This window comes from Microlunatus elymi (assembly GCF_007362775.1).
Classification (GTDB): domain Bacteria; phylum Actinomycetota; class Actinomycetes; order Propionibacteriales; family Propionibacteriaceae; genus Microlunatus; species Microlunatus elymi.
The window spans coordinates 3083665-3109639 of sequence record NZ_CP041692.1 but is presented as its reverse complement, the minus strand read 5'-3'; the positions used below and the strand labels follow the sequence as shown (position 1 = coordinate 3109639).

General features: G+C 66.9%; 22 protein-coding genes. 10 read left to right on the top strand and 12 right to left on the bottom strand.

What is annotated here, in order from left to right; translation table 11 throughout:
* The first annotated feature begins 297 nt into the window (after positions 1-297).
* The 6 genes from FOE78_RS13940 (at position 298) to FOE78_RS13915 (ending at position 9508) form a co-directional block, all read left to right on the top strand.
* Complete coding sequence (locus tag FOE78_RS13940; protein ID WP_407662581.1) at positions 298-3999, top strand: nitrate reductase subunit alpha; 3702 nt, start codon at positions 298-300, stop codon at positions 3997-3999.
* Positions 3999-5627: a nitrate reductase subunit beta gene (gene narH / locus FOE78_RS13935; protein ID WP_143986829.1), complete on the top strand. Its 1629-nt coding sequence runs from the start codon at positions 3999-4001 to the stop codon at positions 5625-5627. Before FOE78_RS13940 ends, narH begins: the two co-directional genes overlap by 1 nt.
* Positions 5624-6241 carry a nitrate reductase molybdenum cofactor assembly chaperone gene (gene narJ, locus FOE78_RS13930; protein WP_143986828.1) on the top strand — a complete coding sequence of 206 codons (618 nt, stop codon included), beginning with the start codon at positions 5624-5626 and terminating at the stop codon, positions 6239-6241. The genes narH and narJ overlap by 4 nt, the downstream gene beginning before the upstream one ends.
* On the top strand, positions 6238-6987 hold the full coding sequence (gene narI, locus FOE78_RS13925; protein WP_143986827.1) for a respiratory nitrate reductase subunit gamma: 750 nt from the start codon (positions 6238-6240) through the stop codon (positions 6985-6987). Before narJ ends, narI begins: the two co-directional genes overlap by 4 nt.
* Positions 6988-7007: 20 nt before the next feature.
* Positions 7008-8723, top strand: coding sequence for an apolipoprotein N-acyltransferase (gene lnt / locus FOE78_RS13920; RefSeq protein ID WP_143986826.1), 1716 nt, complete (start codon positions 7008-7010; stop codon positions 8721-8723).
* A 203-nt stretch (positions 8724-8926) separates the two neighbouring features.
* Complete coding sequence (locus FOE78_RS13915; RefSeq protein WP_143986825.1) at positions 8927-9508, top strand: FxsA family protein; 582 nt, start codon at positions 8927-8929, stop codon at positions 9506-9508.
* 77 nt (positions 9509-9585) lie between these two features.
* Here the strand turns inward: FOE78_RS13915 and FOE78_RS13910 are convergent, their stop codons facing one another.
* The 5 genes from FOE78_RS13910 to FOE78_RS13890 all read right to left on the bottom strand — a co-directional run bounded on the left by FOE78_RS13910 (position 9586) and on the right by FOE78_RS13890 (position 13837).
* The gene (locus FOE78_RS13910) at positions 9586-9978 is read right to left on the bottom strand and encodes an RNA polymerase-binding protein RbpA (protein ID WP_143986824.1); all 393 of its coding nucleotides are present in this window, start codon (positions 9976-9978) and stop codon (positions 9586-9588) included.
* A gap of 181 nt (positions 9979-10159) precedes the next feature.
* Entirely contained in the window at positions 10160-11515 is a 1356-nt protein-coding gene (locus tag FOE78_RS13905) for an MFS transporter (protein WP_143986823.1), read from the bottom strand.
* The gene (locus FOE78_RS13900; protein WP_143986822.1) at positions 11512-12315 is read right to left on the bottom strand and encodes a glycerophosphodiester phosphodiesterase; all 804 of its coding nucleotides are present in this window, start codon (positions 12313-12315) and stop codon (positions 11512-11514) included. Before FOE78_RS13900 ends, FOE78_RS13905 begins: the two co-directional genes overlap by 4 nt.
* A gap of 69 nt (positions 12316-12384) precedes the next feature.
* Positions 12385-12894, bottom strand: a complete 510-nt coding sequence (locus FOE78_RS13895) for a PGPGW domain-containing protein (protein ID WP_143986821.1) — start codon at positions 12892-12894, stop codon at positions 12385-12387.
* Positions 12895-12976: 82 nt separating this feature from the next.
* Positions 12977-13837 carry a serine hydrolase gene (locus FOE78_RS13890; RefSeq protein ID WP_168207516.1) on the bottom strand — a complete coding sequence of 287 codons (861 nt, stop codon included), beginning with the start codon at positions 13835-13837 and terminating at the stop codon, positions 12977-12979.
* Positions 13838-13917: 80 nt separating this feature from the next.
* On the opposite strand from FOE78_RS13890, the gene pdxY reads away from it, so the two are divergent.
* Entirely contained in the window at positions 13918-14769 is an 852-nt protein-coding gene (gene pdxY, locus FOE78_RS13885; protein WP_143986819.1) for a pyridoxal kinase PdxY, read from the top strand.
* A 62-nt stretch (positions 14770-14831) separates the two neighbouring features.
* Positions 14832-15272, top strand: a complete 441-nt coding sequence (locus FOE78_RS13880; protein WP_143986818.1) for a large conductance mechanosensitive channel protein MscL — start codon at positions 14832-14834, stop codon at positions 15270-15272.
* A gap of 230 nt (positions 15273-15502) precedes the next feature.
* Here the strand turns inward: FOE78_RS13880 and ctaD are convergent, their stop codons facing one another.
* Both ctaD and FOE78_RS13870 read right to left on the bottom strand, forming a co-directional pair.
* Complete coding sequence (ctaD, locus tag FOE78_RS13875) at positions 15503-17128, bottom strand: aa3-type cytochrome oxidase subunit I (protein ID WP_228266214.1); 1626 nt, start codon at positions 17126-17128, stop codon at positions 15503-15505.
* 252 nt (positions 17129-17380) lie between these two features.
* Entirely contained in the window at positions 17381-18346 is a 966-nt protein-coding gene (locus FOE78_RS13870; RefSeq protein ID WP_143986816.1) for a glycosyltransferase family 9 protein, read from the bottom strand.
* A 260-nt stretch (positions 18347-18606) separates the two neighbouring features.
* Here FOE78_RS13870 and FOE78_RS13865 point away from each other — a divergent pair, with 260 nt between their 5' ends.
* Entirely contained in the window at positions 18607-18975 is a 369-nt protein-coding gene (locus tag FOE78_RS13865; protein WP_228265831.1) for an MmcQ/YjbR family DNA-binding protein, read from the top strand.
* Between the two features lie 390 nt (positions 18976-19365).
* Here the strand turns inward: FOE78_RS13865 and FOE78_RS13860 are convergent, their stop codons facing one another.
* Positions 19366-20892 carry a helix-turn-helix domain-containing protein gene (locus FOE78_RS13860; protein ID WP_143986814.1) on the bottom strand — a complete coding sequence of 509 codons (1527 nt, stop codon included), beginning with the start codon at positions 20890-20892 and terminating at the stop codon, positions 19366-19368.
* A 224-nt stretch (positions 20893-21116) separates the two neighbouring features.
* Between FOE78_RS13860 and lpdA the strand changes: the two genes are divergently transcribed.
* On the top strand, positions 21117-22514 hold the full coding sequence (lpdA, locus tag FOE78_RS13855; protein ID WP_143986813.1) for a dihydrolipoyl dehydrogenase: 1398 nt from the start codon (positions 21117-21119) through the stop codon (positions 22512-22514).
* 257 nt (positions 22515-22771) lie between these two features.
* Here lpdA and FOE78_RS13850 read toward each other — a convergent pair whose 3' ends face one another.
* The 4 genes from FOE78_RS13850 to FOE78_RS13835 all read right to left on the bottom strand — a co-directional run bounded on the left by FOE78_RS13850 (position 22772) and on the right by FOE78_RS13835 (position 25969).
* Entirely contained in the window at positions 22772-23152 is a 381-nt protein-coding gene (locus FOE78_RS13850; RefSeq protein ID WP_143986812.1) for a hypothetical protein, read from the bottom strand.
* A 289-nt stretch (positions 23153-23441) separates the two neighbouring features.
* Positions 23442-23930 (bottom strand): Rossmann-fold NAD(P)-binding domain-containing protein, encoded by a 489-nt coding sequence (locus FOE78_RS13845; protein WP_143986811.1) that lies wholly within the window; start codon positions 23928-23930, stop codon positions 23442-23444.
* Between the two features lie 297 nt (positions 23931-24227).
* The gene (locus FOE78_RS13840) at positions 24228-24869 is read right to left on the bottom strand and encodes a helicase-related protein (RefSeq protein ID WP_143986810.1); all 642 of its coding nucleotides are present in this window, start codon (positions 24867-24869) and stop codon (positions 24228-24230) included.
* On the bottom strand, positions 24866-25969 hold the full coding sequence (locus FOE78_RS13835) for a DEAD/DEAH box helicase (RefSeq protein ID WP_168207515.1): 1104 nt from the start codon (positions 25967-25969) through the stop codon (positions 24866-24868). The genes FOE78_RS13840 and FOE78_RS13835 overlap by 4 nt, the downstream gene beginning before the upstream one ends.
* Positions 25970-25975 lie beyond the last annotated feature (6 nt).

Below are 25975 nucleotides of genomic sequence, written 5' to 3'. Positions count from 1 at the left end.
AACCCCTTGTTCAGGCCCCTCGATCGATGCGATCTGAGCACGATCATCGTCGTTGTTTTCCTGAGAGGCAAGCGACGAAGGGACGTGCGTCACTGGGACTTTGGGCACATCCACGAGACCGCGTGCTTGCACATTCGTTGCGGTACTAGTAGAAAGCGATCAGGCTCAACGACAGCTCGTAGTTGAGTCAACGTAGGGCCGGCGAGGCACCGAGAGGCAGCCGCCGGACATCAGATGCGCGCACCGACGCCTGCATCGCGCCGTACCGCATCCACACCGTTGGATGGAGATGGTGACGTGACCGACAAGGACCTGCTGGCACCCCTGCTGCCCGGCGGCGAACCGATCGAGAAGCTGTTGCGGACCGCACAGTTCTTCGCCCCGGGCAAGGCGACCAAGGATTTCCGGGAGGTCCATCGGATCGGCGGACGCGACGCCGAGGAGTTCTGGCACGAGCGGTGGCGGCACGACAAGGAGGTCCGCTCCACCCACGGGGTGAACTGCACCGGCTCCTGCTCGTGGAAGGTGTACGTCAAGGACGGCATCATCACCTGGGAGACCCAGCAGACCGACTACCCGTCGGTGGGCCCCGATTCCCCGGAGTACGAGCCACGCGGCTGCCCGCGCGGCGCCTCCTTTTCCTGGTACACCTACTCGCCGTCGAGGGTCCGCTATCCGTACGTCCGGGCACCCTTGCTGGAGCTGTGGCGAGCGGCGCGCAGCGCCGGCGAAGACCCGGTGGACGCCTGGATCGAGATCAGCCGAAATCCGGAGAAAGCCAAGCGCTACAAGGATTTCCGCGGCAAGGGCGGCTTCGTCCGCGCCACCTGGCCGGAGGTGGTCGAGCTGATCGCCGCCGCGCACGTGGCCACCATCCGCGACTTCGGCCCGGACCGGGTGGTCGGTTTCTCACCGATCCCGGCGATGTCGCAGGTGTCCTACTCGGCCGGCACCCGGTTCCTGTCCATGATCGGTGCCACCATCTTGTCCTTCTACGACTGGTACGCCGACCTGCCGCCGGCCTCGCCGCAGGTGTTCGGCGATCAGACCGACGTGCCCGAGTCGGGTGACTGGTGGAATTCGTCGTACCTGATGTTGTGGGGCACCAACCTGCCGATCACCCGGACCCCGGACGCCCATTTCATGACCGAGGCCCGCTACAAGGGGCAGAAGGTCGTGGTGGTCAGCCCGGACTACTCCGACCACACCAAGTTCGCCGACGACTGGCTGCCGTGCGCGCCCGGCACCGACGGTGCGCTGGCGATGGCGATGGGGCACGTGATCTTGACCGAGTTCTTCCGCGACCGGCAGGTGGACTACTTCACCGACTACGTCACCAAGTACACCGACCTGCCGTTCCTGGTCACGCTGCGCGAACACGGCGACAGCTACCTCCCCGATCACTTCCTCACCGCCGCGGATCTCGGCGGCTCCGTTGCACAAGCCGAGGGCGCGGCGAGCAAGACCGTCGTGCTCGACCAGGCCGGTGAGCCGAGAGTCCCGAACGGGTCGCTCGGCTTCCGCTACACCGAGTCCGGCCGGGGCCGGTGGAACCTCGACCTGGAGCAGCTCCGCCCGAGACTGAGCCTGTACGACGGTCACGACGAGTCCGTCACCGTCGACCTGCCCCGCTTCGACGTCGGCCCGACCCAGGGCGGCGACGCGATCCGCCGCGGCGTCCCGGTCAGGCGGATCGGCGATCGGCTGGTCACCACCGTCTTCGACCTGCTGATGGCCCAGTACGCGGTCGGCCGGGACGGACTGCCGGGCGACTGGCCGACCGGTTACGACGACCCGCAGCCCTACACCCCGGCCTGGCAGGAGCGGATCACCTCGGTGCCGGCCGGAGCCGCGACCCGGGTGGCCCGGGAGTTCGCCCGCAACGCCGAGCTGTCGGGTGGCCGGTCGATGATCGCGATGGGCGCCGGCACCAACCACTGGTATCACTCCGACCAGATCTACCGGACCTTCTTCACGCTGCTGATGCTGTGCGGCTGCGAGGGCGTCAACGGCGGCGGCTGGGCCCACTACGTCGGCCAGGAGAAGGTCCGCCCGCTGACCGGATTCCAGAACATGGCGTTCGGGCTGGACTGGCAGCGGCCGCCGCGGCACATGACCGGAACCTCCTTCTTCTACCTGCACACCGACCAGTGGCGGTACGAGAAGTTCCGGGCCGACGAGCTGACCAGTCCGCTCGGCACCGGGCTGTTCACCGGCCGGGCGTTCGCCGACTGCCTGGTCCAGGCCGCGCGGATGGGTTGGACCCCGTCGCATCCGGCGTTCAACCGCAACCCGCTCGACCTGGCCGACGAGGCCAAGGCGGCAGGAAGGCCGGTGGCCGACCACATCGTCGACGAACTCACGGCGGGCCGGCTCCGGTTCGCCGACGAGGATCCCGACGACCCGGCCAACTTCCCCCGGGTGATGACGGTCTGGCGGGCCAATCTGCTCGGCTCCTCCGGCAAGGGGATGGAGTACTTCATGCGGCATTTCCTCGGCATCGAGGACGCGGTCCGCGCCGAGGAGACCCTGCCCGAACTCCGGCCACAGGAGCTGACCTGGCACGAGGAGGCGCCTCGCGGAAAGCTCGACCTGGTCACCACCCTCGACTTTCGTATGACCAGTTCCTGCACCCACGCCGACATCGTGCTGCCGGCCGCGACCTGGTACGAGAAGCACGACATCTCCACGACCGACATGCACCCGTTCGTGCATTCGTTCAACCCGGCGATCGCGCCGCCGTGGGAGGCCAGGACCGACTTCGACACGTTCACGGCGATCGGCGAGGAGTTCTCCCGGCAGGCGGCCCGGCATCTGGGCACCCGGACCGACGTGGTCGCCACCCCGCTGATGCACGACAGCCCGGACGAGGCCAGACATCCGGGCGGGCGGATGCAGGACTTCCGACGCGGCGACTGCGAACCGGTGCCGGGTGTCACCATGCCCAAGCTGACCGTGATCGAGCGTGACTACACCGCGGTCGCGGCCAAGATGGCCGCGGTCGGACCGCTGCTGGACACGCTGGGAACCACGGTCAAGGGCATCACCGTGCATCCGGACGGGGCACTGGACTACCTGGGCCGCAAGAACGGTCGGATCCGCGGCGGCATCGCAGACGGCCGGCCCGCGCTGACCCGCGACGTGCACCTGGCCGAAGCTCTGCTGGCGTTGTCTGGCACCACCAACGGCCAGGTCGCGGTCCAGGGCTGGCGGGAGTTGGAGCGGCAGACCGGGATGCGGCTGGCCGACCTGGCCGAGGAGCGTGAGGCCGATCAGATCAGCTTCGCCGACACACAGGTGCAGCCGCGGGCGGTGATCACCTCGCCGGAGTGGTCGGGCAGCGAGACCGGCGGCCGCCGCTACGCCCCGTTCGTGGTCAACACCGAACGGCTCAAGCCGTGGCACACGCTGACTGGGCGGATGCACTTCTACCTCGATCACGAGTGGATGGCCGAGTTCGGCGAGGCGCTTCCGGCCTACCGGCCGCCGCTGGACTACCTGCGGTTCTACGGCGACCAGGGTGTCGGCGACGCCGGCCGGCCGGAGGTGACGGTCCGCTACCTGACCCCGCACTCGAAGTGGTCGATCCACTCGGAGTACCAGGACAACCTGCACATGCTGCGGCTGTTCCGGGGCGGTCCGGTGATCTGGATGAGTCCGCAGGACGCGGCCAAGATCGGGGTCGGCGACAACGACTGGATCGAGGCGTTCAACCGCAACGGGGTGGTGGCCTGCCGGGCGGTGGTCAGCCACCGGATGCCGGAGGGAACGGTGTTCATGTATCACGCCAAGGACCGGCACCTGATGACGCCGAAGTCGGAGATCTCCGGCTGGCACGGCGGCGGCGACAACTCGCTGACCCGACTGGTGATCAAACCGACCCACGCCATCGGCGGCTACGCCCAGTTCTCCTGGGGGTTCAACTACTACGGCCCGACCGGAAACCAACGCGACGAGATCACCGTGATCCGCCGCCGCTCCCAGGAGGTGGAGTTCTGATGCGGGTCAAGGCACAGATGTCGATGGTGATGAACCTGGACAAGTGCATCGGCTGCCACACCTGCACGGTCACCTGCAAGCAGGTCTGGACGAACCGGGCCGGCACCGAATACATCTACTTCAACAACGTTGAGACCAAGCCCGGCATCGGCTACCCGAAGCGGTACGAGGACCAGGAGCAGTGGCACGGCGGCTGGACGCTGGACAAGAAGGGCCGGCTGCAGCTCAAGGCCGGCGGCCGGTTGAAGAAGCTGCTGCAGATCTTCTACAACCCGGACCTGCCGTCGATCGACGACTACGGCGAGCCGTGGACGTACAACTATCAGAAGTTGATCGAGGCTCCGCTGGGCACCCGCAATCCCAGCGCCCACTCCGCTTCCGCGCTGTCCGGCAAGGACATGACCATGCAGTGGGGCGGCAACTGGGAAGATGATCTTGCCGGGGCCACCGAGCACGCGATGCGGGATCCGAACCTGACCAACCTCGAACAGCACGTGCAGATGGAGTTCGAGCAGGCGTTCATGTTCTACCTGCCGCGGATCTGCGAGCACTGCCTGAACCCGTCCTGCGTCGCGTCCTGCCCGTCCGGCGCGCTCTACAAGCGCGAGGAGGACGGCATCGTGCTGGTCGATCAGGATCGCTGCCGGGGTTGGCGATTCTGCGTCTCCGGCTGCCCGTACAAGAAGGTCTACTTCAACCACCGCACCGGCAAGGCGGAGAAGTGCACGCTGTGCGCGCCCCGGATCGAGGTCGGCCAGCCGACCGTCTGCTCCGAGACCTGCGTCGGCCGGCTGCGCTATCTCGGTTTGATCTTGTACGACGCTGACAACGTGTTGCCGGCCGCGGCGACCGAGGACCCGCAGGGTCTGTACGAGGCCCAGTTGTCGGTGATGCTGGATCCGGAGGATCCGCAGGTGCAGGCCGAGGCGCTCCGGCAGGGCATCCCGGCGGACTGGATCGAGGCGGCCCGCCGGTCGCCGACCTACGCGCTGGCCAAGAAACACAAGGTCGCGCTGCCGCTGCATCCGGAGTACCGGACGATGCCGATGGTGTGGTACATCCCGCCGCTGTCGCCGGTGGCCGACATCGTGCACGCCGCCGGCTACGACGAGGCCGACCCGGACAAGGTGTTCGCCACCATCGACTCGCTGCGGATCCCGATCGAATACCTGGCCAACCTGTTCACCGCCGGCGATGTCGAACCGGTCCGCCGGGTGCTGCGCAAACTGGCCGCGATCCGGGCCACCATGCGCGCCTCCCAGCTCGGGCTGGAACCCAACGAGGAGCTGGGCAAGGCGGTCGACACCAGCCCTGCCGAACTCGACGACCTCTACCGGCTGCTGGCCATCGCCAAGTACGACGACCGGTACGTGGTGCCGAAGGCGCACGCCGAGGACGCCGGCCGGTTGCAGAGTCAGCACGAGCAGATGTTCTGCAGCTTGGACACCGAGGGCGGGCCGGGGATGGGTGGCGCCGGGATGGGTAGCGGGGGGCTGGACGAGTTCGGGCCGCGGAACCCCGAGGCTCACACGTTCACCGCCGACGACGGCCGCCAGCACTTCAACCTGCTCGGCTGGGACGGGGCCAGCACCTCGCCGCATCTGTTTCCCGAGGGAGGTGCCCGATGACCAGGCCGGAGGTCAGCCCGTACAAGTTGGCGTCGGTGCTGCTGCAGTATCCGACCGCGCCGATCTTCGCCGGACTGGACACCCTGGTCGCCGCAGTGGCCACGGTCCGGCCGCACCAGAGCCGGGACGCGATGGCCGGATTCCTTGACTGGCTTGGGAAAACTCCGCCCGCCGAGGTGGCCGAACACTACGTCGAGACCTTCGATCTGCATCGCCGGTGCGCCCTGTATCTGACCTACTACCGCTTCGGCGACACCCGCAGACGCGGGATGGCGATGCTGAGCTTCAAGACCGCCTACCGGGTCGCCGCGTTCGACCCGACCGACGACGAGCTGCCGGACTATCTGCCGCTGGTGCTGGAGTTCGCCTCACTGTCACCACGCGGTGAGGACCTGCTGCGCAGCCACCGGGCCGACCTGGAGTTGCTGCGCAAGGCACTGCACGAGGCGAACACCCCGTACGCCGGGGTGGTGGACGCGGTCTGCGCCCTGCTGCCGCGGCTGGGCCGGCGCGACCTCGGCCTGGTCAAGCTGCACTGGGAGAAGGGACCGCCGGACGAGGAGGTCGGGCTGGAGCCGTTCGCGCCACCCGAGTACATGGGGATGGGTTCATGAAGACCGCCAACGCGTTCCAGATCTTCTGGTGGGTGGCCATCCCGTACTTCGCCTTCGGCGTGTTCGTCATCGGGACGATCTGGCGCTGGCGCTACGACCAGTACGGCTGGACCAGCCGCTCCACCCAGCTGCAGGAACGCAAGTTCCTCAAGTGGGGCGCGCCGCTGTTCCACTACGCGACCTTCGCCGCGATCGGCGGGCACATCCTGGGCATCCTGATCCCGGCGGCGGTGACGAACTTCCTCGGCATCCCCGATCACGCCTACCACATCTTCGCCACCGTCGCCGGCACCGTGGCTGCGGTGCTGGTGATCGCCGGGATCGCGTTCCTGGCCTTCCGGCGGGTCTTCATCCCGCGCGTCCGGGCCACCACCTCGCCGGTCGACTGGTTCGCGCTGATCCTGATCCTGGTGATCGTGATCACCGGCACCGTGCCGACGATCTGGAACCTGTTCGGCCTGAACTACGACTACCGCGACACCGTCGGCGTCTGGTTCCGCGGCCTGTTCACCGGGCATCCGCGGCCGGAGGTGATGATCACCGCGCCGCTGGTCTACAAGATCCACGCCACCGCCGCCTGGTCGGTCTGGATCGTCTGGCCGTTCACTCGGTTGGTGCACGCCTTCAGCTACCCGCTGCGTTACCTGGTCCGGCCGTACATCGTCTTCCGCAGCAAGGTGGCGTCCGGCCCGAACGAGCCCGGCACCAGCGGCCGCCGCTGGCGCCGCATCGGGCAGCGATTCTGAGCGCAGGTAGGCTCGCCGCCGTGCTGAACCGCGATGCCCTCGCCGCCACCGGCGGCGCCGACACTCCGCGCGTCTGTGCTGACGCCGGCGATGTGTCGACCAGCACCCGGCCGACCGGCAAACGCACCGGCACCGTCGCGATGCCGATGCCGTTGCGGCTGTTGCTGGCGGTGTTGTCCGGGCTGGCGATGGGCTTCGCCTTCCAGCCGTACGCGCTGTGGCCGCTGGTCTTTCTCGGCATCGCCGGGCTGACGGTCGCCGCGCACGGCACCCGGCCCCGACGCGGTTTCGCGGTCGGCTACTTCTTCGGGCTGGCGATGCTGCTGGTCGCGATCGGCTGGGTCCGGGTGATCGTCGGCGGTGGCGCCGTCGCCTACCTCGGGGTGGTCGGGCTGATCGGCTTCGAGGCGTTGTTCTTCGGCTTCGGTGGGATCGCGATCTCGCTGGTCGGCCGACTGCGTTACTGGCCGGTGATGGCGGCCGCGGCCTGGACCGGGATCGAATTCGTCTACTCTCGCTACCCGTTCGGCGGCTTCGGCTGGACCCGGGCCGCCTACACCGCGGTGAACACGCCGCTGGCCGGGCTGCTGCCGTTCATCGGCACCGCCGGGTTGTCCTTCGTGGTCGCGTTGCTCGCCCAATGTCTGGCCTGGCTGGTGATCATGATCATCGGCTCGCGGCGTTCTGCGGGTCTGCTCACCCGGGTGGTTCTGACGCGTGCCCTGGTGCCGGTACTGGCGGTCTGGTTGATCTTGATGGGCGCCGGTATGGCCTTACGTGGTTGGAATCCCGACCCGGCCGACGGCATCGGGAAGACGGCCTATGTCGGCATCGTGCAGGGCAACGTGCCGGGCAAGGGGATCGACGCACTCGGCCGGATGCGTACAGTCACCGCGAACCACGTCAAACAGACCGACCACCTGATGGACGAGGTGGACGCGGGCAAGTATCCCAAGCCGGACTTCATTCTCTGGCCGGAGAACTCCACCGACATCGACCCGACCGCCGACGTGATCACCCACGATCAAGTGCAGTCCGCGGTCGACCGGGCCGGAGTGCCGATCTTCGTCGGTGCGGTGATGAACGGGCCGGGCCCGGACGAGCGGCAGACCACCGGCCTGTGGTGGGATCCCCAGCGCGGCATCATCGCCCGCTACGACAAGCGCAACCTGGTCCCGTTCGGCGAATGGATCCCGTTCCGTGATCAACTGCTGCCGCTGTTCCCGATCTTGAAGCTGGTCGGCGCCCAGTCGGTGCCCGGCACCAAGCCGGGCGCGCTGACGGTGCCGTTGAGTCTGGGCGGCGGGCCGGAGCAGAAGGTCACCGTCGGCGACGCCATCTGTTTCGAACTGGCCTACGACGACACCATCTACTCCGTGATCACCTCCGGCGCGCAGCTGTTCATGGTGCAGAGCAACAACGCCACGTACACCGGCACCGGACAGGTCGCGCAGCAGTTCGCGATCACCCGGGCCCGGGCGATGGAGACCCGGCGCGAGATCGCCGTCGCCACCACCAACGGCGTCTCCGGCTTCATCGGCCGCGACGGCCAGATCGAGTGGCAGACCAAGGAGCGGACCGCCGACTCGACCGTGGTCACCATGCCGCTGCGGGATGCGATCACGCCTGCGGTACGGATCGCGCCCTGGCTGGAGCGCGGGCTGGCCGCCGGTGCACTGGTGTGTTGTGTGATCGCCGTGATCCGCGGCCGCCGTCGGCCAGGAAGGTCAGCGTGAGCGCTCACTGAGCAACTCGTCCACGCGTTCGGAGGTATCAGAGTGTCCGCTCGCGCCGAGGCCGAGTGCGAGCTCGGGCGCCCGGACAGACTTGCGTGACGAAGGTGCAGATTCTCGGCGAGGAATCCTGCACCGTCGTTACGCAAGTTTGTGAGTACGCGGTTTTGGCTGATCGGGCAGGATGGCGGGGTGGAGGTTCTGCGATGATCCGGCTCGGACGACGAAGGCTCGCGATCGGACTGCTGCTGTTCGTGGTGCTGCCGATCGTGGAGATCTGGCTGCTGGTGCTGCTCGGACAGCAGATCGGCGCGCTGCCGGTGCTGGCCGGCGTCGTCGTCGAGGGCATCATCGGCAGCTGGCTGATCCGGCGTCGTTGGCGTACGGCCTGGCAGTCCCTGCAGGAGGCGTCGGCGGGCGGCATCGGTGTGCCGCGGTCGGAGGATGCGCTGCCGAACGCACTCGACACGGCCGTGTTCGTGGCCGGCGGCATCGCCCTGATCTTTCCGGGCATGATCACCGACGTGATCGCGCTGATCTGCCTGATCCCGTTCACCCGACGACTGCCGAAGGCCCTGCTCGGCCGGCTGGTCGACCGCCAACTGGCCGGCCTGGACGATCTCGCCACCCGCAACGGCATGCCCGGCGGCTTCGGCCGACGCCGCGGCGAACCGGGCTACGGCGACGTGATCGAGGGCGAGGTCGTCGACGAGCCCTCCGACGGCAACTCGAGCCGCCGCAACCCGGACGAGCCGGTCGTCATCCGCGGCGAGATCGACGACTCTTGACCGACACAAAAAGGACGCCGCCACACCTTGGATGATGGTGTGTGACGGCGTCCTTCGGTTCCAGGGACCCCTGGTACTCAGGCGCTCTTCTTGGCCTTGCCACCGCCGCCGCTTCCGGCGGAGGCGTAGTTCGGGCCGAGTTCACCGGAGCGCAGCAGGTCGAGACGTTCGGCGAGCAGTTCCTCCAGCTCCGGGATGGAGCGGCGCTCACGCAACATGTCCCAGTGCGTACGCACCGGCTTCTCGTCCTTGGCTTCCGGCTTCGTGCCGTCGGTTCGCAGCGACTCCGCGCCACAGCGCGGGCACTCCCAGACCGCCGGAATCTCCGCCTCCTCGGCGAAGGTCAAGCTGAATTCATGCTTGTTGTTGCACACGTAACCGACTTCTTGGCGGGCGGCGAACTCAACGCCGGTCTCGTCCTCGAAGCTCTTGGATCCCAGTCCCGTTCCACGCAGAGAACGATCAGCCATGGCTCTACCTCCCGATTAGTTCGGTTTGTGCAACGCCCGGTCGGCGCGAGATGTTCCCTCGATCATGCCGGGCAGCAGGTGCAGTGGCCCAGATCACGGGCCCGCGAATCAGTTTCAACGATAGCGGGTCGAGGCAACACGGTCGGGGACCTTACGTCCCGCCTCAGAAGTCGGCCCCAGTTCAGAAGTCAGCACGACTCTGCCGAGCCGGCGCGCGAACCGGCGCCAGCGCGACGGCACCACCGACCAGCACCAGGATGATGCCGACGATGCCGATCTTGTCGCCGAACAACGCCGAGAAGACGGCGAACAGGGTAGGGGCCAGGAAGGATGCCGCCCGGCCGGTGGTCGCGTACAGGCCGAACATCTCGCCCTCGCGGTCGGGTGGCGCGATCCGGGCCAGGAAGGACCGGGAGCTGGACTGGGCCGGGCCGACCCAGAGCACCATGATCAACGCGAAGATCCAGAACAAGGTGGTGATGTTCGGCGGCTGCAGCAGTGCCACCACCAGCAGGGTGCAGGCCATCAGCACCAGGCCGGTGAGCGAGATCATGATCACCCGCTTGGGCCCGATCCGATCCTCGACCCGGCCCATCGCCACCGCGCCGAGGGCGGCCGCGACGTTGGCCACCACACCGAAGATCAACACCGTGCCGGCACCCATCCCGTACACACTGACGGCGAGGATGGCGCCGAAGGAGAACACCGCCGCCAGGCCGTCGCGGTAGAGGGCGCTGGCGAGCAGGAAGTAGACCGCGTGCCGGTCGGCCCGATACAGCCGGCCGATGTCGCGGACGAGTTGCTTGTAGGCGCCGATCACGCCGCCGCCGAGTTTGATCTTGGACGTCGCCTTGATCTCCGGTACGGCGAAGAACACCGGCAAGGCGAAGATGCCGAACCAGGCGGCCGCCATCAGGGCGATGGCTCGATACTTCAGGCCACCCTCGCCGGTGACACCGAACCAGCCGACGTCGGGGGCGATGAAACCGACGTAACAGATCAGCAGCAGGAAGATGCCGCCGAAGTAGCCCATCGCCCAGCCGAAGCCGGAGATCCGGCCGATCGTCTGCCGGGTGGAGACCTGCGGCAGCATCGAGTTGTACGAGACCGCGGCCAGCTCGGCGAACACGGTGCCGGCAGCCATCAACGTCAACCCGAGCCAGAGGTAGGCCGGCTCGTTCTTCACCCAGAACAGGCCGACCATGGCCAGGAACACCAGCGCCGACCAGATCGCCAGATTGCGGCGGCGATGTCCTCCGGCGTCGGCGCGTCGGCCGGTGACCGGCGCGATCAGGCCGATGCAGACGCCGGCGACCGCGGTCGAGATGCCCATCCAGGTGTTGCCGGTCAGCCCGCCGGGTCGATGACCCTCGCCGACCACACCCTGGACGATGTACGGGCCGAACACGAAGGTCGTGATCACCGCGTTCTGCGCGGCCGATGCCCAGTCCCACAACGCCCAGGCCAGCACCGTACGACGCTTGGCCGGCGGGCGGTCCGGCCGCTCCGCTGCCGTGGTCACTTCGTCGGCGCTCATCCGGCCGACCACAGTCCGCGGTCGAGCAGGACCGCCTTCAGGGTGTCGGGACGGTCGGTGAAGATGCCGTCCACGCCGAGGTCGATCAGCCGTTCGATCTCGGCCCGGTCGTCGATCGTCCAGGCGTGCACCTGCCGGCCGGCCAGATGAGCGGCCTTGACCAGCGCCGGTGTGATCAGGGTGACCTGCCGGCCGAGGATCGGCGTCGAGGTCGGCAGTTGGATGGCGACCCCAGGAGAGTTGATCAACTTGCCGAGGGCCGGCAGCCCGGACAGGAACGGCGCGAACCGGAGCTGCGCGATCGCCCTTGAACTCAGCGCGGTCGGTACCTCGGGCAGCAGCCGGCGGAGCCGCCGCAACCGTTCGACTCCGAACGAGCTGACGCAGACCCGGTCGGTCAGGCCGAGCTCGCGGATCTGGTCGGCCAGCGGCTGCACCGCGCCGTCGGCCTTGCAGTCGATGTTGAATCGAGCTTCAGGGAATGCCTGCACCAGTTCGGTGAGGGTCGGGATCTGCAGCTCACCGGCGACCAGCGCGCCGCGTACCTCGGCGAAGGGCAACTCGGCGATCAGGCCGGTCCGATCGGTGACCCGATCCAACCGGGAGTCGTGGAAGGCGACCAGCTTCCCGTCGGCGGTGGCGTGAACGTCGGTCTCCAGGTAGCGATAGCCGAGGTCGACCGCGTTCTGGAAGGCGACCAGCGTGTTCTCCCGGCCGACATTGGGCGCATACAGTGCTCCGCCGCGATGTGCGAAGGCCAGGAACGGGGCATCGAAGAACCCGTAGTCGCTGGCTGGCATGCGGCTCATTATCACCGAGTTGACCGCGGGTGACCGCGCTATCGCCGAACTGGAAGTCGGCGAGTCGGATCAGACTCCTGGCAGGTGATGCAGCCAACCGGCGACGAAGCCGGGCATCCACACCGGCATCCCGATCACCAGCAGGTAGCCGTAGCCGAGGGCGCCGATCACCGCGAAGAAGATCACCCAGGCCAGCACCTGGCGGGGCCGACTCCAGGTCCGGAACCGCTGCAGCAGCCGTTTGAACCACTGCATCAGCCGATGCGCCCACTCGAACTCGCTGGCCCACACGGCCAGCCCGAGCAGCACCAGCGGGATCCCGCCGGGCCCCGGCAGCGGACCGGTCGCCGCGCCGAGCAGGATCAACAGCACGCCGGCGATCGCGACCGCGATCCGATAGAAGTGCAGTTTGCGCGGGTCGGCCCGGATCTTGCGGCGCCATTCCCAGCGATCCTCGGTCCGGTCGATCAGGACGTGATGATCACCGAGGGGATGCCGATGGGGGTGGACGGCGGCCTGCTCCTCGACCGCGGGCGCCTCGCCGTCGTGGTCTCGGCCTGGCCCATCCCCGGTCGACATGGCGATAACTGTAGGTGGCTGCGCAGTCGGCGTCGGATCGACCGATCGAGGTCTCCGGAAACTCTCAGCCTGGTTCCCAGGCTCAGCCATCGCTGGGCCAGTGCGAACGCTGTTCCCAGGCGGTAGCGGCGAGGCGGCGGATCAGCTCGTGCGATCGGTCGTTGGGCCACTGGCCGCTGACCGCGGCGGTGAGGACGAACTGCTCGGTCGGATCGTCGCCGCCTCGCGGACGGATCAGCGCCGCGTCCAGAACTGCGTCACTGACCCAGCCGTTCTTGTGAGCCACCCAAGTGCCATCGGGCAGGCCCGGAGGAATGTCGGTGTTCACCTCGTTGTCGGCCAGCACGCCCAGCAGCTCGCCACAGGTGCCCGGTGCCGCAGCCGTCCCGTCCGCGAGGGCGAGCAGGATCGTGTTCAGGCCATGGCAGGTGACCAGGTTGCCCCGGCCCTCCCGTTGCGCGGCGTAGTCCTCGATCGCCCGGACGACGCGTACCCCGTCGGCCCGGCAGACAGTGATCGCCTCGGCGATCGCGTCGGTGCCGACAGCCTCGAAGACCAGGTTGGTGGCCAGGTTCGACGATCTGATGATGCTGCGCCGGCAGAGCCAACGCAGCGTGACCGGTCGTCCCAGCTCGGCCCAGACCTCCTCGTCGGAGTCGTCCTCCCTGGTGATCCCAAACTCTCCACCAACCCTGGAGGTGAAGCTGTTGTGGACGGTGACGGTCGAGTCCAGGTCGAGGGTGCCCTGATCTCGACGGCGATAGGCGGCCAGCACCAGCGGAAGCTTCATGGTGCTGGCGGCGTAGTGATCGGCGTCCGGTTCGTGGGCCGCGACGACACCGGTCGGAGTGGCCAACTCGTACGAGATCTGCAGGCCGGGCTGCCCGGTCGTCGTTCGGTCGATGATCGCGTCGAGTTCGGCCTGCAGCTTCGTGTCCGTCACGGGGACAGTGTGGCGGACTTCCGGCCGGGTGAACAGCAGAACGAGCGGGCCACAGCGAGACAACCGATAATCTCAGCGGCGTGACAACGATCTTGTCGATCCAGTCCTCGGTGGCGTACGGACATGTGGGCAACAGTGCAGCCACCTTTCCGCTGATGCGCCGGGGGATCGAGGTGTGGCCGGTTTACACAGTGCATTTCTCCAACAACACCAGCTACAGCGCCTGGCGCGGTCCGACGTTGTCGGCGACCGACGTGCTGGATGTGGTGCGCGGGATCGACGATCGCGGCGTGCTGGGACGATGCGACGCGGTGCTGTCCGGCTATCAGGGCGGCGAGGAGACCGGGTCGGCGGTGTTGCAGGCGGTCGAGCTGGTGCGTTCGCGCAACCCGAACGTCGTCTACTGCTGCGATCCGGTGATGGGGGACGTCGACCGCGGGGTGTACGTCCGGCCGTCGATCCCCAAATTCATGACGACGAAGGTGGTGCCGGCGGCGCAGGTGATCACGCCGAATCAGTTCGAACTCGGACTGCTGACCGGGATGCCCACGTCGACCACGACTGAGGTGTTGACGGCCGCCAGAACCGCTCGTGATCTTGGTCCGCGGACGGTACTGGTGACCAGTGTGGAGGACGAGAACGCGCCCGCCGAGATGTCGATGATCATGGTCGACGGCGATGGTGCGTGGCAGGTGACGACGCCGAAGTTGGCTCAGACGTTCACCGGAGCAGGCGATCTGACCGCGGCCGTGTTCCTCGGCGGGCTGCTGACGGCACGGGATCCGGTTCGTGCGTTGGCCGATACAGCGGCGATCGCGTACGGGGTGTTGTCGATCACTGCGGCGTCCGGCGAGCGGGAGCTGCAGCTGGTCGCTGCTCAGGACACGATCGCCGCACCGGCGCGGACATTCGACCCGGTGCGGCTGACCTGACAAAATCACTGGCTGACAAGATCAAGATCAGCAGACGTCCAGAACCGGCGAGGAGAATCGCAATGAAGGGCTTCAAGAACTTCCTGATGCGCGGCGACGTGGTCGTGATCGCGATCGGCCTGGTGGTCGCGTTGGCGTTCAGCAATCTGATCAAGGCGTTCACCGACTTCATCATCCTGCCGATCGTCGCCCGCGCTCAGGGCGCCGCCCCCGGCACGCAGGGGCTCGGCTGGCAGCTGGGCGCCGCCGGCAACAAGGCCACCTTTCTTGATCTTGGTCAGCTGATCTCGGCGATCATCTACTTCCTGATCTTCATGGCGGTGGTCTACTTCGTGATCGTGCTGCCGTACAAGCACATCCAGGCCCGGCGCGGAATCAAGGTCTTCGGCGACCCGGCACCGGCACAGACCTGCCCGTCCTGCCTGTCGGATGATCTTCCGCTCGGCGCGACCAAGTGCAAGTACTGCACCGCCGACATTCCCGCTGTTCCACAACCGCAGTGATCGCTTGTAGGCAAGGGATCCGCCGACCGGATCGGTCGTTACTGACTGCTGTGGCGTCGGATGTCGTACTTAGCCTCGATCCACCGATTTCCGGCTGCTGCGCGACCCCATCCGGGCGCGCCGGCGGCGTTGCGGCCGCTCGCGTTACACCCGGTAGCCCTTCGCGGCGGCGCCTTGCCAGCACACCCGTCTGGTGCCGCTCGCGACGCCGCAAATCGGTGGATCAAGGCTTAGTGATCACTGGACACGAGCAGATCGTCGGGATACTCCGCGTGGGCGATCTCGGGGTGGTGGAGGTCGAAGGCGGGGGATTCGGAGCGGATGCGGGGGACGGCGTCGAAGTTGTGTCGTGGTGGCGGGCAGGAGGTCGCCCATTCCAGGGAGCGGCCCCAGCCCCAGGGGTCGTCGACGGTGACCCGGGGCGACTTGCGGGACTTCCACACGTTGTAGAAGAACGGGAACATTGAGACGCCGAGCAGGAACGCGCCGAACGACGACACCTGATTCAGCAGGGTGAAACCTTCATGGGGCAGATAGTCGGCATAGCGCCGCGGCATCCCTTCCACGCCGAGCCAGTGCTGCACCAGGAAGGTGGTGTGGAAGCCGATGAACAACAACCAGAAGTGGATCTTGCCCCACTTCTCGTCCAGCATCCGCCCGGTCAGCTTCGGCCACCAGAAGTAGAAGCCGCCGAACATCGCGAACACCACGGTGCCGAAGACGACGTAATGGAAGTGGGCGACGACGAAGTAGGTGTCGGAGACCTGGAAGTCCAGGGGTGGGCTGGCCAGGATGACGCCGGTCAGTCCACCGAACAGGAAGGTGACCAGGAAGCCGATGGACCACAGCATGGGGGTGTCGATGGACAGACTTCCACCCCACATGGTGCCTATCCAGTCGAAGAACTTCACCCCGGTCGGCACCGCGATCAGGAACGTCATGAACGAAAAGAACGGCAGGCTGACCGCACCGGTGACGAACATGTGGTGCGCCCACACCGCCACCGACAACACCGTGATCGCCCAGGTGGCACCGATCAAGGTGATGTAGCCGAACAGGGGTTTGCGGCTGAACACCGGGATGATCTCGGTGATGATGCCGAAGAACGGTAGGGCGATGATGTAGACCTCGGGATGGCCGAAGAACCAGAACAGGTGCTGCCACAACATCGCCCCGCCGTTGGCCGAGTCGTAGATGTGGGCGCCGAACTTGCGGTCCGCCTCCAACATCAACAGGGCCGCGGACAGGATCGGGAAGGCGATCAACACCAACATCGAGGTCGCCAACGTGTTCCAGCAGAAGATCGGCATCCGGAACATCGTCATGCCCGGCGCCCGCATGGTCAGGATCGTGGTGACGAAGTTGACCGAGCCCAGGATCGATGACAAGCCGACCAGATACAGCCCGACGATCCACAGGTCGCCTCCGACCCCCGGCGAGTTGACCTCGTTGCTCAACGGTGAGTAGGCGAACCAGCCGAAGCTGGCCGCACCCTCCGGCGACAGAAAGCCCGACACCACGATCAGGCCGCCGAACAGGAAGAACCAGTACGACAACATGTTCAGCCGCGGAAATGCCACATCCGGCGCACCGATCTGCAGCGGCATGACCGCGTTCGCGAACGCGGAGAACAACGGTGTCGCGAACAGCAGCAGCATGATCGTGCCGTGCATGGTGAACAGCTGGTTGTACGTCTCGTAGCTGAAGAACTGCAACCCCGGATAGGCCAGCTCGGCACGCATCCCCAGGGCCAGCACGCCACCGAACATGAAGAACATGAACGAGGTGATGAAGTACAGGTTGCCGACCATCTTGTGATCAGTGGTGATCAACCAACGCCACGCAATCCAACCCATCGGCCGCCGCTGCGTGCGGATGGTCTGGAAATCTTGTTCTCGGCTGATCGAGCGTTCTGCAGTCGTCATTGTCTGCCCACTTGATTGTCTGCCCACTTGCGGTTCGGCTGGTTTCTGACGCTACACCCGGTGCCCGGATCCGTCAGGTGGTCGCGACGGCGTGTGACCGGCGGAACACTGACTGCCCATACCCAGCCGTACGGGGCCGCAATCGCCGAAGCGTTGCTGAGCTGTAGCCAGAGTCAGCCAGGGTCAGGCCGCTTGGAGCGCCCGGCGCGCCGAATCGAGCACCTGGTCGACCTGCAGTTGCAGCAGTCCCGGATCGGGGCGGATGCCGAGCGGATCGCCGACATGTCCTGCCCACAAGGCAATGTGCGGCGCGGCGCCGGAGGTCGGCTCCCAGTGACTCGGCGGAGTCGGGCCGAAGAGCAGCACCGAGGGGGTGTCCAGCGCGGTGGCCAGATGGCCAACCCCGGTGTCGCCGCAGATGATCACCGCGGCTTCGGAGATCACCGCGGCAAGATCGCCCAGATCGGTGCGGCCGGCGATCACCGCGGACTCGGAGATCCCTGCCCTGGCAGCGATCCAGCAACACAGCTTGCGTTCGTTCGGGGTCCCGGTGATCACGACCTGGTGGCCTTCGTCGGACAGTCCGCGGGCGACCTCTGCGAATCGGCTCGGCGGCCACCGGCGTGCCCGGAACGCGCCGCCCGGATGGATGACGGCCGCACCCGGATATCGACTGGCTTGTTCCGGCCGGCGCAGCCGCAGATCCGTCCGGTCGGCATCGATGTCGAACGCCTCGAGCAGTGAACACCAGCGGTCGATCTCTTGCTGGGCGGGAATCCAGGTCGGGCCGGGAAAGCTCGGGAAGTCCGGGTGCGCGTAGGTGATCAGCTGATTGGGTTGCAGACGGGAGAGGGAATCGATGCTCTCCCGTCTGCCGTCCTGAAGGTTGATCACCCGGTCGAGGTGCTCGAGATCGTGGCCCATGCCGCGGCGGCCGAGGCGTCGTACATCGAAGGCGAATTCCGACAGACCGGAGGTCGGCATCAGCTCGTCCACGGCATCGATCAGTTGCACGATCGGTCCCAGCCCGTGCGGCGCGGCCAGCAGCAGGCGATCGTCCGGCCAGGCCCGTCGCAGCGCCCGCAGCGCAGGAATCGCGGTGATCAGATCGCCCAATCCGTGCGCTCGCAGAACCAGATGGACAACCATCGCGGCACCATCCTCTCCGATCGGTCCACCGCCGGCTGACGATGTCCGGATTCGATACCCGACCGCTTCGCAGCCAATCGCCGGCGATCGGGGCAGACGCTCTCAGCATGGCATGCACGTGGCGGTGATGCCCGGTTGGCCGGGCCGAGTCGTACGGATGCTCGATGTCGGTTCGACAGGCAGAGACCTCGTGCGAAGCTGTCGCCATGGCTGGAACGCGCCCCGCGAGAGTGGACGATGTGCATGAGCTGGCGGTCGGAATGCCACATGTCACAATCGAGCACGGTCCGAAGGGCAACGCGGTCTATCAGGTGGGCGGCAAGTCCTTCGTGTTCTTCCGGACGCCTCGACCGGACGCGTACGATCCCGGGACCGGTGATCGCTACGACGACGTGATCATCTTCTGGGTCGGCTCCCAGGAGGAGAAGTTGGCGCTGATCGAGGACGAATCGACGCCCTATTTCAGCACCCCGCACTTCGACGGCCACCCGTCGATTCTGTTGCGTGCCTCGCGGTTGAACGAGATCAGCCGTGACGAACTGTCGGAGTTGATCAGCGACGCCTGGCTCTCCCGCGCCTCCAACCGACGCGCCACTGCATGGCTGCGGGAACACGGTCTCGACGCCTGACCCGTCCGTCGCCGGCGTACGCGGAGAATCCAGCACGTGTCGGAAATTCGGACGGGGTTGCCCCCAGGAGCCGGGAATTTCCCGCACGTGCTGGAAAGTCCCAACGAGCTCGGGGCCGGGACCGCCACGTTGCACGCCTGTCGAGCGCCCCAGCGCGAGACCGGCATCGAGCGAAGCGGAGATGCCGGGGCGACCCGGCCATGGAAGCAAGTGGGGTAAGGGGTCCGGGGATCGTCCCCGGAACGCGACTTACAGCACCCAGACCAGCGGCAGCCGCTCCCAGGCGGACGTCATCCAATCAGCAAGGGGTGTGGGGATTGTCCCCACAGCTGGACCTACAGCACCCAGACCAGCGGCAGGGGCACCGGGGCGGACGTCATTAAGGCAGGGCTAATCGCGGAAGACCTCGATGTCGGCGCCGATGGCGTTCAGGCGGTTGGGGAGGTCCTCGTAGCCGCGGTTGATCATGTAGACGTCGCGGAGTACGGACTCACCGCGGGCGGCGAGCATGCCGAGCAGGATGCAGACGCTGGGCCGCAGCGCCTGCGGGCAGACGATCTCGTACCCACGCCAACGGGTCGGGCCGTTGATCCGCAGCCGGTGCGGATCCAACAACTGGATGTCGGCGCCGAGTTTGTTCAACTCCAGCAGGTGAATCGCGCGGTTCTCGTACACCCAGTCGTGGATCACGGTGGTGCCCTCGGCGGCCGCGGCGATCACCGCGAAGAACGGCAGGTTGTCGATGTTCAGGCCGGGGAAGGGCATCGGATGGATCTTGTCGATCGGCGCCTTCAGCAGGCTGGGACGAACGGTGATGTCGACCAGCCGGGTGTGGCCGTTGGCCGCGTTGTATTCCGGGCTGAGGGAGAAGTCCAGACCCATTTCGGCCAGGATCGCCAACTCGATCTCCAGGAATTCGATCGGCGCCCGGGCAATCGTCAGCTCCGAGGAGGTGACGATGCCGGCCGTCAGCAAGCTCATCGCCTCGATCGGGTCCTCCGACGGGTAGTACTCGACGTCGGTACTGATGCTCTCCACGCCGCGGACGGTCAGGGTGGTGGTGCCCAGCCCGTCGATCTGTACGCCGAGCTTGGTGAGGAAGAAGCACAGGTCCTGAACCATGTAGTTCGGGCTCGCGTTACGCAGCACGGTGACGCCGGGATTCATCGCCGCCGCCAACAGCGCGTTCTCGGTGGCGGTGTCGCCGCGTTCGGTCAGCGTGATCGGGCGGGTCGGCTCAACGCTCGGATCGACCTTGCTGTGGTAGTAGCCCTCGGTTGCGGTGACCTCGAGACCGAAGTGCCGCAACACCTGCAGATGCGGCTCGATGGTGCGGGCACCAAGATCACAACCGCCCGCGTACGGCAGCCGGAAGTTGTCGTAGGCATGCAGCAACGGGCCGAAGAACATGATGATGCTGCGGGTCCGCCGCGCCGCTTCGACATCCATCGCATCAAGATCAAGTTCGTCCGGCCGGACCAGGGTCAGATCGGCGAGATCGTCGGACCAGGTGGCCTGCACGCCGATCGAGGTGAGCACCTCGACGATGCGATTGACCTCCTCGATCCGGGCGATGCCCTTGATCACCGTACGGCCTCGATTCAGCAGGCTCGCACAGAGCACGGCGACCGCGGCGTTCTTGGACGAACGGACCTCGATGCTGCCGCTGAGCTTGCTCCCGCCGCGGACCCGCAGGTGGGTCGGACCACTGCCGCCGACGGAGATGATCGGACTGTCCAGGGCCTCGGCGATCCGGCTGACCATGTCCAGGCTCAGGTTCTGATTGCCGACCTCGATCCGGTGGATCGCGCTCTGACTGGTGCCGAGCCGGTTGGCCAACTGTGTCTGAGTGAGCCCGCGATGCTTCCGTGCGTCACGGATGAGGCCGCCGATGTGGTCCAAGGTCAATTCAGTCACCGGAGGACGATAACTCAGATCCGAGATATTTCTGAGTCAAGTCTTGGTCACGGCGCGTCATCTGGCCGTCCTGAGCGGGCGGCGCATTCAACGCAGCGTCCACATGGTGATCAACTTCGCTGTCGACGCGACCGGGCATCAGCCGAGTTGGACGGTACCGCGATCGATGCCGTGATCCCAGCCCCGCAGCGTACCGAGAGATTGCAGACACTAGAGTCGCGCCCATGACCGATCACTTCGACGTCGTCGTTCTCGGGGCCGGCCCCGGTGGATATGTGGCCGCCATTCGCGCTGCGCAGCTGGGAAAGTCCGTGGCGATCGTGGAGAAGAAGTACTGGGGCGGTGTCTGCCTGAATGTCGGCTGCATCCCGTCCAAGGCCCTGCTCCGCAACGCCGAGCTGGCGCATGTGTTCACGCGTGAGGCGTCGACCTTCGGGATCTCCGGTGACGTGACCTTCGACTTCGGCGCGGCGTTCAAACGCAGTCGCGCGGTCGCGGACCGGATGAGCAAGGGCGTGCACTTCTTGATGAAGAAGAACAAGATCAAGGAGTTCGAGGGCTGGGCCACCCTCACCGGTCCGACCGCGATGACGGTCGCCGGCGACAACGGCGAGACCGAACTGACCTTCGACAACTGCATCATCGCCACCGGCGCGACCACCCGGCTGCTGCCCGGCACCTCGCTGAGTGAACGGGTGGTGACCTACGAGGAGCAGATCCTCACCGACGCGCTGCCGGAGTCGATCATCATCGCCGGCGCCGGAGCGATCGGCGTCGAGTTCGGCTACGTGCTGGCCAACTACGGTGTCGACGTCACCATCGTCGAGTTCCTCGATCGGATGGTGCCGACCGAGGACAAGGAGATCTCCGCCGAGCTGGCCAAGGCCTACCGCAAGCTCGGCGTGAAGGTGCTCACCGGCACGAAGGTGGAGACGATCGACGATTCGGGTGACAAGGTCAAGGTCACGGTCAGCCCGGCGGCGGGGGGCGATCAGCAGGTGCTGGCGGCCGACAAGGTGCTGCAGGCGATCGGCTTCGCACCCCGTACCGAGGGCTACGGGCTGGAGGCGGCCGGCGTCGAGCTGACCGAACGCGGCGCGATCGCGATCGACGACTACTGCCGCACCTCGGTGTCCAACATCTTCGCCATCGGCGACGTCACGGCCAAGATCATGTTGGCCCACAACGCCGAGGCGATGGGCATCGTCGCGGCCGAGACCATCGCAGGGGCCGAGACGATGCCGATCGACTACGCGATGGTGCCGAGGGCGACCTACTGCCAGCCGCAGATCGGCTCGTTCGGGCTGAGTGAGGATCAGGCCAAGGAAGCCGGCTACGACGTCAAGACCGCCAAGTTCCCCTTCACCGCGAACGGGAAGGCGCACGGGCTGGGCGAGGCGACCGGCTTCGTCAAGATCATCGCCGACGCGAAGTACGGCGAGTTGCTCGGCGCCGCGATGATCGGTCCCGACGTCACCGAACTGCTACCGGAGCTGACCCTGGCGCAGAAGTACGACCTGACCGCCGAGGAGATCGCCCGCAACGTGCACGCACACCCGACCCTGTCCGAGGCGATCAAGGAAGCCGCCCACGGCATCGCGGGCCACATGCTCAATATTTGATGACGTCCGGTTGGGTGCCGCTGCCGCTGGGCTGGGTGCTGTAGGTCGCGTTCTGGGGGGCGACCCCCAGACCCCCGTTCTGGTCGCCCCCACAGACACGTCGCCGCGACACCTTCGCTGCGCTCCGGTGCCGGTCTCGCGCTGGGGCGCTCGACGTGCATGCAACCTTGCGCTTGACCGGTTGAGTCGGGTGCCAACTGTTACTTGTCGGCACCTCTCTCCAAGGGCCCTGAGCTCGTCGAAGTTCCGGCTGTTGGTCACTTGTAGAGGGTGACCGAGTTGATCGGGGTCAGGTTGTAGGTGCGGTGGTAGCCGGCCTTAATCGTGTGGACTGCACCGCCGCCGCCGTAGTACTTGTTCAGGCTGACCTTGGCGCCGCCGGTCTGGTGGTTGTACACGACGTGGTAGCCGACCTGGTCCTTCAGGTTGTGCACGCCGTAGGTGTAGTACTTCGTGTCGATCTTGCCGTTGTTCCAGTCGCTGGCGGATTCGTAGAGGCAGACATAGGCCGAAGGGCAGTTGTGGTTCCAATCGCCGGGCGGCGTCGGGTATTGCGCGTGGGCGGGCGGCGCCGACGTCACGGCGGCGGCCGCAACACCTGCGGCGGTGAGGCCCAGCGCGGGAATGATCTTGGTCATGCGTCGCATGATGTGATGCTCCTTGTTCGGACCCGAGCAGCCGGTCGACCGCTCGGTCACGGACATTTCCACCCCGCGGGCACGAACTAGTTGGCTTTCGCGCCTGTCCGAATCACCGCGGGTCTGACACCGCGCTGAGATAACGGCACCTGCTCACCGACGTTCAGGACCAGACTTCACGCAGCGCCGCAGTAGCGTCGATCGGCCGGCTGCCGCGGATGCTGATCATGATGCCGACCCCCTCCGGCGTCGTGCTGCGGACCGCATTGCCGGCGCTGATCCAGGTGTGTCAGCCGACCAACAGGTGTTGCAAACGGTCGACGTTGGCGCCGAAGTAGTCCGGCACGGCGTGATAGATGATCTTGGTCCGGTCCAGCGGCTCACCCGCCAGCCAGCGAGCTCCGGCGGAGCGCAGATCGGTCGGATGATGACCGGGCGGGTCGGGCTGGAAGCGGGGGAGCAGATACCTCGGATCGGCTACCGGTCCGAGCAACTCGTCCAGCGCGGTGGCGAACAGGGCCGAGACGTTCTCGTCGACGTCGGCCAGGCTGATTCGGTAGCCGCCGTCGGCGTCGATCTCGGCCCGCACCGCCTCGGCGCCGAGCGGGCTGGCGCCGGCCGATCGCAGCCCGTCGGCGACGGCACGGCCGTAGTCGATCAGGTCCGGCCCGCGAGCCCACTCGGCCAGCCGCCGGCCCGCGGCCAACGTCGAAGCGCGCCGCCGGGACCGGTCCCACCAGCCCACGGCACCGGTTGGCACCAGCAGCCCGAGTCCCACCAGTGGCCATTCATGATCAACCCGGCCACGGCCAGGATCACCACGACCACAGTCGCCACCACGACCCACCGCGGTGCGCGCGGACGCTGCGGCACGGAGCCACCGGGCAGCAACTCCGGCGGCTCGGACCCGATCGGTTCGAGCACCGGCACCAGGTCCGTCGAGGCGCGCGACGGCTTCAGTCCTACGGCGTGAACCAGGACATCTCGATAGGGCGTGCCCAGCTGCCAAAGCTCCCGGAGCCGACGGTCAGATGCGGAAACAGACTGCCGCCCTGATCGCGATCCGCGGCGCGGGTCAGCATGGCTGCGTTGGAGGCGTCGAACTGAGCCACGGCCGGCGGTGGTAGGGCGAGAAGCCCGGATCCACGCGTCCGACCCCGACCGCGATCTCGCCCGAGTCGGTCACCGCGAGATAGCCCCGATGCTTGCGTACGAAGCGATTCCAGTCCGCGGCGCCGCCCGGATGATCTTCGGTGACGCAGACCACGCTCCAGTTGTGGGCCACCTTGTCGGGCCGCTGCGGATCCAGCCGCAGGGCCCGGCCGCGGGTCTGGACGACAGCCGTCGGCGTTGTCGCGGTGGTGAGATCGACCAGCACGTTGGCGCTGCGGGCATCCCAGCCTTCTCCGAGCAACGCGCGGGTGCAGATCAACACCGATGCCTTGCCTGCTTCGAAAAACCGGGTGGTCAACCGCACCCACTGTCGGCTGCTCCAGTTGTCCGCCAACTCGATCACGCCCGATTCCGGCGCCGGCTCCGGACGAAGTTCCAACGCCGGCTCGAGATCGGCGGCGAACGCGGCAAGTTCCTCGATCGTCGAGGCGCCGCCGGCAACCGTGCTGCCGGTGATCATCAACGGTCGCAGTGATCGAGTCCGCTCGTTGGCGATCAAGGTCGCCAGCAGCAGCCAGGCCGAGCCTGCCTCGGTGTCGATCACCCCGCGCAGGTCGGCCGGTACGGTGGCAATGGCACGTTCATGTCGTCGGAAGTCGGCTGATGCCGGTGTTGCTCGCGTAGTCTCGCGCCCGGTGGCAACGCGATCAGTCCGGCGTAGTGGAATCGCAGTGCGGCGGCGGCGAGGTCAGGTTCGTCGCGTTCCAAGTCGTACCAATTCAGTGCCACCGGTCCGATGCCGTCCGCCGACGCAGCTCGCTCGCTGTCGCCGGCCGTGACCTCACGCCGTACGAAGCGGGCGTCCAGCCAAGCCAGGAGTCCGATCGACCCGTTCGCGGGATCGGTGAGGTCGGTCTGCAACTGCAGGAACCGCTCGGCCTGGGAGGCCAGCCATTCGGATTCGGTGTCCGTCGGCCGGACCAGCCAGGCCAACTCGGCGAACGGCGCGAGATAGCCGCTGCGTACCAGCGAGGGGATCGAGGCGCTGTAGAGCGGCCGGCCGAAGAGTTCGTCCACCAGCTGTGACTCGGCCGAGGTCAGTGACTGGGGCGGGGTGGCGGTCAATCCGATCACCGACGCATCCGGCAACAGCGTCAGGACGTCGGCGATCAGCCGACCCCAGACCTCCAGCAGATGGTGGCATTCGTCGAGGAACAGCGTCATCGGGCCGAGTTCCTGCATGGCCGTCACCAACGCGCGCCCGTTGGGATGCAGCCGATCCAACAGGTCCGGGTAGCCGGCGGCGGAGTGATCCTGCTGGCCGTCCGGCCGTCCCTCCTCGTCCACCTCGGCATCGGGGTCGAAGACGGCCAGTGTCTGGTAGGTCAGCGAGGTGAGCGGGGTGCTCAGGTCCCGGCTGTTGCCAATCCGGACGGCTGCCGGGACGAAGCGGCCCCACTGAAGCATCCACTGGCCCTGAATCGCGGTGTTGGGGGACAGGACGACCGTGGGCCGGCCACGCCGTCGGGCAGCTTCAAGACCGACCACAGTCTTGCCGGCGCCGGGCGGCAGCACCACCCAGGCACGGTCGGCACCGGTTTGCCACGCTCGCTCGATCGCCGCCAAGGCCTGCTGCTGGTGCGGCCGCAGCGGCAGCGGGTAGCCGACGGACGCCCACGGCGGCGGCTGCGGCGTTTGTGGCACCCGCTC

Excerpts from the sequence above, each read along its gene's own strand:
- narH (WP_143986829.1), top strand. The coding sequence starts at position 3,999 with ATGCGGGTCAAGGCACAGATGTCGATGGTGATGAACCTGGACAAGTGC.
- narJ (WP_143986828.1), top strand. The coding sequence starts at position 5,624 with ATGACCAGGCCGGAGGTCAGCCCGTACAAGTTGGCGTCGGTGCTGCTG.
- narI (WP_143986827.1), top strand. The coding sequence starts at position 6,238 with ATGAAGACCGCCAACGCGTTCCAGATCTTCTGGTGGGTGGCCATCCCG.
- FOE78_RS13915 (WP_143986825.1), top strand. The coding sequence starts at position 8,927 with ATGATCCGGCTCGGACGACGAAGGCTCGCGATCGGACTGCTGCTGTTC.
- FOE78_RS13910 (WP_143986824.1), bottom strand. The coding sequence starts at position 9,978 with ATGGCTGATCGTTCTCTGCGTGGAACGGGACTGGGATCCAAGAGCTTC.
- FOE78_RS13905 (WP_143986823.1), bottom strand. The coding sequence starts at position 11,515 with ATGAGCGCCGACGAAGTGACCACGGCAGCGGAGCGGCCGGACCGCCCG.
- FOE78_RS13900 (WP_143986822.1), bottom strand. The coding sequence starts at position 12,315 with ATGCCAGCCAGCGACTACGGGTTCTTCGATGCCCCGTTCCTGGCCTTC.
- FOE78_RS13895 (WP_143986821.1), bottom strand. The coding sequence starts at position 12,894 with ATGTCGACCGGGGATGGGCCAGGCCGAGACCACGACGGCGAGGCGCCC.
- FOE78_RS13880 (WP_143986818.1), top strand. The coding sequence starts at position 14,832 with ATGAAGGGCTTCAAGAACTTCCTGATGCGCGGCGACGTGGTCGTGATC.
- ctaD (WP_228266214.1), bottom strand. The coding sequence starts at position 17,128 with ATGGGTTGGATTGCGTGGCGTTGGTTGATCACCACTGATCACAAGATG.
- FOE78_RS13870 (WP_143986816.1), bottom strand. The coding sequence starts at position 18,346 with ATGGTTGTCCATCTGGTTCTGCGAGCGCACGGATTGGGCGATCTGATC.
- FOE78_RS13865 (WP_228265831.1), top strand. The coding sequence starts at position 18,607 with ATGCCACATGTCACAATCGAGCACGGTCCGAAGGGCAACGCGGTCTAT.
- lpdA (WP_143986813.1), top strand. The coding sequence starts at position 21,117 with ATGACCGATCACTTCGACGTCGTCGTTCTCGGGGCCGGCCCCGGTGGA.
- FOE78_RS13850 (WP_143986812.1), bottom strand. The coding sequence starts at position 23,152 with ATGACCAAGATCATTCCCGCGCTGGGCCTCACCGCCGCAGGTGTTGCG.